Below are 6,402 nucleotides of genomic sequence, written 5' to 3'. Positions count from 1 at the left end.
AGTTAGTGTCGGCTGATACAAACTTGCGAAGTTGTTTAGAGACCTAAGGCTATCGCAGGCAAGCCAGCTCCCACACTTGATCTATTTTGTTAGATGTATCTTATAACTGACTGAATTTTAAGCATAAAAAACGGCGCTCACGGGGCGCCGTTTTTTATGTTCGCAGTGAACACCTTACTCAGTAGTAGGCGTTTTCTTTCTGCGTGTGGTCGGTCACGTCACGTACGCCCTTGAGCTCAGGAATGCGCTCGAGCAGTGTGCGTTCGATACCTTCCTTCAACGTAACGTCCGCCTGGCCACAGCCCTGGCAACCGCCGCCGAACTTCAGTACGGCGATACCGTCCTCCACCACGTCGATCAGGCTCACCTGGCCGCCGTGGCTGGCCAGCCCAGGGTTGATCTCGGTTTGCAGGTAGTAGTTGATGCGCTCATTGACCGGGCTGTCGGCATTGACGTTCGGCACCTTGGCGTTGGGCGCCTTGATGGTCAACTGGCCGCCCATACGGTCGGTGGCGTAGTCGACCACGGCGTCGTCAAGGAAGGCTTCGCTGAACGCGTCAATGTAGGCGGTGAAGCTCTTGAGCCCCAGGGCGGTGTCTTCAGGCTTCTCTTCGCCGGGCTTGCAGTAGGCAATGCAGGTCTCGGCGTACTGGGTGCCAGGCTGGGTGATAAAGACGCGGATGCCGATACCTGGGGTGTTCTGCTTGGACAGCAGGTCAGCCAGGTAATCGTGGGCGGCGTCGGTAATGGTTATGGCAGTCATGGAAACTCCTCACAGGCTTGCCCGCAGTTTACGCCAAATTATTACCCAGGTACAAAGTCCGAGTGTTTTTGTCGGAAAAGACCTGATCCTGCTGACCGAACCCGCTGACGCTCCTACCGGTTTCTGCGAAAACCTATGCCTACCTATGTAGGCCACCTGCAAAACCGCGCTGAATATAGTGAATCCTCTTCGACCAAGGATTGTGAGGATTGCATGAACAACGCGTTGCAGAGTTTCTATTTCAACGGCTTGCCTGAACAGCAAGCGCACCTGGACCATCTGATTGAGTTCGTGACGGCGCACATTTCACGTTCAGTAACCGCCGCCGAGGTGTACTACTACCCTCCCCCGCATTCCGAGCTGAATCGTGAGTGCAAGGAAGCGTTTCGGGTCCTGGCAAAACTGGAAGCTGATGACGACTTTCAGCAGTTCCTGCGGGACAAGCCTGAACCGGATAATTCTCTGCTAGGCCGGGACTTTCTTTACGATCTGCTCTCCACCCTACTCAGCAGCGCCCGCTCGCCGGTACCCAACCCTCCCGAAACGTTCAGCATCGCCGACCGTTCGGTGATTCTGCGCCATGTGCCCACCTATTGGTACATCGACGTCGATGTGTTGCTGGATATCAACCGGCGCGTGGGTAATGGCCTTAAAAGTGACGGTTCGGTACGGTTCGACCTGGCGCTCAAGTATTACGCCATCCTCCCGTCCCATCCAAAAACCGGCGAACAGTGGAAATCGGTTCTTTATGGCTTGCAGGAACACTGCGCCCTGAAAAAACTCGGCCACGAAGGCAACATCAGCGATCTGCAGCATTTACTGGATGCGCCTGCTGACAAAAAGATCAAGTCTGTTATCCAAGAGATCCAGACACACACCCGTAAATCACTGTTCCAATGCGTGCTGCCGCCGACCTTTTCCTCATCACAGCAGGCCATGCTCAGCACCACGCCGACAGTCTTGCTTGAGCAGATTCTCAATAGTCCGAGCAACCTGGCGCTGGCCGAGCGTATCGCCAAGGCGCTGGACTGGTACGGCAGCCAAAAGGCGCAAACCTGCCCACAACCGGTGCTGGTGAAGTTGCTGTGGCGCGCACTGTGGCTGACGATCATCCCCAACCCACACTCGACGTTGGATAACGAATTGAAGTTATTCATCACGACGGGGGCGTCTTACCAGTCGATCCGCCAAGACCTGATCAGCCAGTATCACCACACCTTGTCGATCAGCACTGACGCGGCGCAACTGGCCATGTGCGTGGTCAAGGCCAATGTCGCCAGCGAAGTATGGGTGGCCGATATTCCCGATGACCTGCCCTACGCCGCCACCAGTACCTGGGTCAACTTCAGAAGCGGTTTTCTGCTGGCCGAAACACTTGCGCCCGGCTCATCGCGCCACATGAGCTTCGAGCAACTGCTCAACCTGACGGCGGAGCATTTTCGTGCCAGTGGCGATGACGTCAAACAACAGGCTCTCGTCGCGGCGGCCAAGCTGGGCCCTACCGTGCAATGGGCGCAGGCCAACGGCCTGATTGCCAGCCGAAAGTCGGGCCACTCCCGCGAGGAACTCACTCAGGCCGTCACCGCGCTGGAACAGCATGAGTATGAGGTGTTCAACGCGGTCCAGAACCTTGCGCTCCATCTGCCCAGCCGTTGGCGCTCGGCGTCGGACGCGGAGTACGACAAAGCCTTCCGTGAAGCCCTTGAGCGCCCGAGAAACGCCTACAAGGTACTGATCCAGTCCCTGCTTGCCCATCTGGGCAGTTGGACCCTGGATGTGGACCGGGACGAAATCACGGTGTACTCATTGAGAGAGGCCCTGAACAAGGTGCCCATCGAATATGAAACCAAACGCAAGGCCGATGCCGTTCGCTACCGCACGGGTTTTATTCTGCGCATCGTCAAGGCTCGCGATCCTTTCAGCGCCCTCTACGTCGAGGTGTTCCCCCTCGCCGGCGTGATTCGTCGACGTGGCGACATCGATACCTTGCCGCTCAATGGCAAAGTGGTCGAACTGCGTGACGCCATGAGTTGGTGCAAATACAGATTGGCCACCGAAGTGCCCTTTGATCGCGAGGCCTACCGCGAGAACAAAGCGCCCAGGCGCGGCAAAAAGGCCGAGATGATCGTTGAACAGGTCGGCGAAACATTGCCTGGCATCGATTCGCACATATCGCGCCCCTCATCGTTCGCGCCCAACACGCTGTATGCGCCACGCAGTGAAGCGCTGGCGAGCATGATCGCCCGCGAGCTGTTTTTTTGCGACGAAGAAGCCCTGCTGGAAAAAACCCGCAAAGACACACGCGAAGTGGACATCGGCGCAGAGGTACTCGAAGATTTGGCGTTCTGGGGCAAGATATTTGTCCCGTTCTGGGCCGGTATCGAAGACATCGCCTCCGGCGATCCCCAGCGCATCAAATCCGGCGTCGCCAGCTTGTTCATCGACATCGTGGCTTTCGCATTGCCGGTGGGTCGGTATGTGGCCGGCTCTACCCGCCTGCTCATCCAGGCGGGCAAAACCGGGCTGCGCCTGGCGATGCCGAAACTGGCGAAACTGACGGGAAAACTGGTGATTGCCACCCTGCAGGAATTCAACCCACTGGCCGCCCTGCCCAGCCTGCTCAGGCTGGCGCGCATGGGCATGCTCAAGTTGGGTCACAAACTGATGCGCCAGACGAAACGGGGCATCGCCCAACTGCGCGATGGGACAATCGCCGCCAGGCACATGCGTTCGGTCGATCCTGACAGTTGGAAGCCGCTGCTGGCTGGCGATCGACTGTTTACTGTCGACGGTTTTGCCAATATCCCGATGCGTAACGTCGGCAGCCTCGACGCCCCCGATTATCGCCTGATCGACGCCGCCTCAAATACCGCCTTCGGGCCGCGTTATCGAGAGCCGATCACAGTCATCAGCAACAGCAGCCCGTTGATCCGTCGATACGCGGTCGACCCCGAGTTGATCAGGGGCCTGACGCCCGACGCTCGCGGCCTCTTCTCCCGAGCGGACTACAATCAAAAGTTCATCTGCAATATCGATGATAAGGGCAAGATCGCGGTGTACCAGGTACGCGACAATTCCTATGGGTTTATTCAGGAGACCGCCGCAGGCGCCGACAACAGCTTTTCGATCGTACTGGTCAATCCAAAGACCAACCGCGACTTATCGATCACGCTGTCCTCGGTCGAGCCCGGTCACTGGTACTCAAGCCAGATCAAATTGGCAGGCGGCGCGCCGGATGCACCCAACGTGGTAACGCCATCGATACTGCTGAAATGGACCGAGGCCAGCGAAGAGGCCCTGAAAAAAACCATGGACACCTTCGTCAGCACTTACAACCTGAACCCCACTGCATTTCGCCAGTTCGTCAACAGCCGCAACACCCTGGCGCGCAGAGGCCAACAGATGCTGGACCGTGTGGGAACCGCCCGTTCCAGCGTGACCTACGACCACCTGGAGCGCTGGAGCAAGGTATCCCAACGTGAGCGCAACAGCCTCACCCTTGAAGGCTTCGCCGCCGACCACAACCTTGACCCGGTGGACTTTGCCGAGCATGTAAACCTGGACGGCAGCTACCGGGCGGCAGGCAAGGTGCTGGCCAAGTATGCCAGCGGCGGCGACTTCGATGTGCTGACGCCCGAGCACTTGAAAGCCTGGAACACACACTACAACGCCGCCAATTCACGGGTCTCGATGCTCTCGTTTGTCGAAGCCAAAAACCTCAACCCGGTGATATGGCGCAGTTACGTCAATGACAATGGCAGCATGACCCGCGCCGGTCGGGAGATGTGGCTGTTCGGACAAAGAAGCCCGCTGGACCAGCCGGTCGCCAGGAAACGGCCTGCACCGCCCCCTACCGCAGGCAGTTCAAAACGCCCGCGCCTGGAAGACAACACCCCACCCACGCGGCGCCGATCAACCTCGATCACAGGCTCTTTTGATCATAAAATCAACAACAACGCGGCAATTTTGCAAGATCCGACCGACATCAGGCGCAGCTTGACCCTCGAGCTTGAAGGCCCGCTGCACACCATCGAGATTACCGACGCCAACCGTTTTTTTGACGAGTTCACTGGCCTGCAACACGTCGAAGTCAAAGAAGCTGCGACCAAAAGTATCCGAGAATGGATCTCCAAGGAGGGCAGCCATCATCGCCGCCTTGATCGGCTGTTGGAGGTCAAGAAACTGGCAAATGGCCCGGAGCGCGGCCTGTCGGTGGTGGCCAAGACCGATATAAAGCGTTTCGATGTCCTTGGGCCGTACACCGGCAAGCTGCATCGGGATCAAGCCTCGATCAATGCCGAGATTCTCGAAAAAGGCGAGGCGGCCGTCGGTACGTATTTATTCCAGACCAACACCCAAGGCGCGACCATCAGCGGCCACGGCAACAGCAGTACGCTGAGCCTGATCAATGCGGTCAAGGTGCCGAACCTGCCCGATGTTGGCATTGAAAATGTCGGCGCCCTGTATGTAGGCAAGTACATGGTGTTTTTAATCGCTTGGCGAGATATCCCTGCCGGGACCGAGTTGCTGATGGATTACGGGAAAGCCTACTGGAAATACATGAGGCCCTGAGGCCCCAGCCCTAATGAGCTTGCCGAGAGGGTATCGCGTCATCAATGCCAAACCAGCGTTTGAGCCTGCGGTGCGTGCCCCTCTCCAACACGTGGTAGCTGGCGAATGCGCCCAGCGCAATGATGACGATACATACAGGCACCATGGTGTAGGGGTCTACCCCACGGTGCTCGATGGCCCAGCGTCCAGCGCATAGAACCAGGACATGAAGCAGGTACACCGAGTAGGAACAATCCCCCAGCATTTTTATACAGCGCGAGCCGCGCAAATACGGCTCCAGCGCCACACAACTGATCACCAGCACAGCGCTGGGCAGGCCCCATTCCAACGCACGGGGGACATCCGCGCCGTGATAGATCGCCGCCAGTGCCGCCATGATCCCCAGCAACGCCAACCACGGCCTGGCCCGGCACAGGCCGCGGCGATACAGCATGCCGATCGCCACGCCCATGAGAAACTCCAGGACAATGTCATCATGGTAAAACCCATCAGCCAAATCGAAGGCGGGGCCGCTGAAGTACCACACCAGGTACAGCAACACCGCCACCACCCATAGCCGATAGGCTTCAGGCACTAGCAAGGCAACCGCAAACAGACAGTAGAACAGCATCTCGAAATTCAGCGTCCAGCCCACGTCCAGCAAGGGATAGACGCCATAGCCCGCGGGGTTTTGCGCCGGGATAAAGAACATTGAAAGGAGTATATGGCCGAGTTCGAGCTCAACGTCCGCAAACATCGAAGGCATGGCCGCCGCCAGCCCGGCCAACAGCACGGTATAGAACCAATAGGCCGGCGCAATCCTGGCTACGCGCATCAGCATGAAACGCCAAGGTGTCAGCGCTTTATCGGCAGTTGCGAGGAAAATCACCAAGCCGCTGATGACGAAGAACACATCCACGCCAGCGCCGCCCTTTTCGACTAACAGGTCCTCCAGCGCGTTGTGGGCCTCGAAGTTGAAAAACAGCTGCATGACGTGGTGCCCCACCACCAGCCATGCCGCCAACGCGCGTAGCAACTGCACTGAAATCAACATCGGCATCCCCTTTCCAGTCCGTAGGTAGATATCC

3 protein-coding genes are annotated in these 6,402 nt (G+C 57.9%); 1 reads left to right on the top strand and 2 read right to left on the bottom strand.

Features of this window, described 5'->3' with window-relative positions:
* Positions 1-178 precede the first annotated feature (178 nt).
* Positions 179-763: a Fe-S biogenesis protein NfuA gene (nfuA, locus tag A7K61_RS17965; protein ID WP_032892187.1), complete on the bottom strand. Its 585-nt coding sequence runs from the start codon at positions 761-763 to the stop codon at positions 179-181.
* Between the two features lie 213 nt (positions 764-976).
* On the opposite strand from nfuA, the gene A7K61_RS17960 reads away from it, so the two are divergent.
* The gene (locus tag A7K61_RS17960; protein ID WP_069558068.1) at positions 977-5,335 is read left to right on the top strand and encodes an SET domain-containing protein-lysine N-methyltransferase; all 4,359 of its coding nucleotides are present in this window, start codon (positions 977-979) and stop codon (positions 5,333-5,335) included.
* A 10-nt stretch (positions 5,336-5,345) separates the two neighbouring features.
* Here the strand turns inward: A7K61_RS17960 and A7K61_RS17955 are convergent, their stop codons facing one another.
* Complete coding sequence (locus A7K61_RS17955) at positions 5,346-6,368, bottom strand: acyltransferase (RefSeq protein WP_069558069.1); 1,023 nt, start codon at positions 6,366-6,368, stop codon at positions 5,346-5,348.
* Positions 6,369-6,402 lie beyond the last annotated feature (34 nt).

Source organism: Pseudomonas sp. AP42 (assembly GCF_001728935.1).
Taxonomy (GTDB): Bacteria; Pseudomonadota; Gammaproteobacteria; order Pseudomonadales; family Pseudomonadaceae; genus Aquipseudomonas; species Aquipseudomonas lactis.
Note: the sequence above shows the minus strand (reverse complement) of the source record. Positions and strands in the feature narration are given on the sequence as shown.

Excerpts from the sequence above, each read along its gene's own strand:
- nfuA (WP_032892187.1), bottom strand. The coding sequence starts at position 763 with ATGACTGCCATAACCATTACCGACGCCGCCCACGATTACCTGGCTGAC.
- A7K61_RS17960 (WP_069558068.1), top strand. The coding sequence starts at position 977 with ATGAACAACGCGTTGCAGAGTTTCTATTTCAACGGCTTGCCTGAACAG.
- A7K61_RS17955 (WP_069558069.1), bottom strand. The coding sequence starts at position 6,368 with ATGTTGATTTCAGTGCAGTTGCTACGCGCGTTGGCGGCATGGCTGGTG.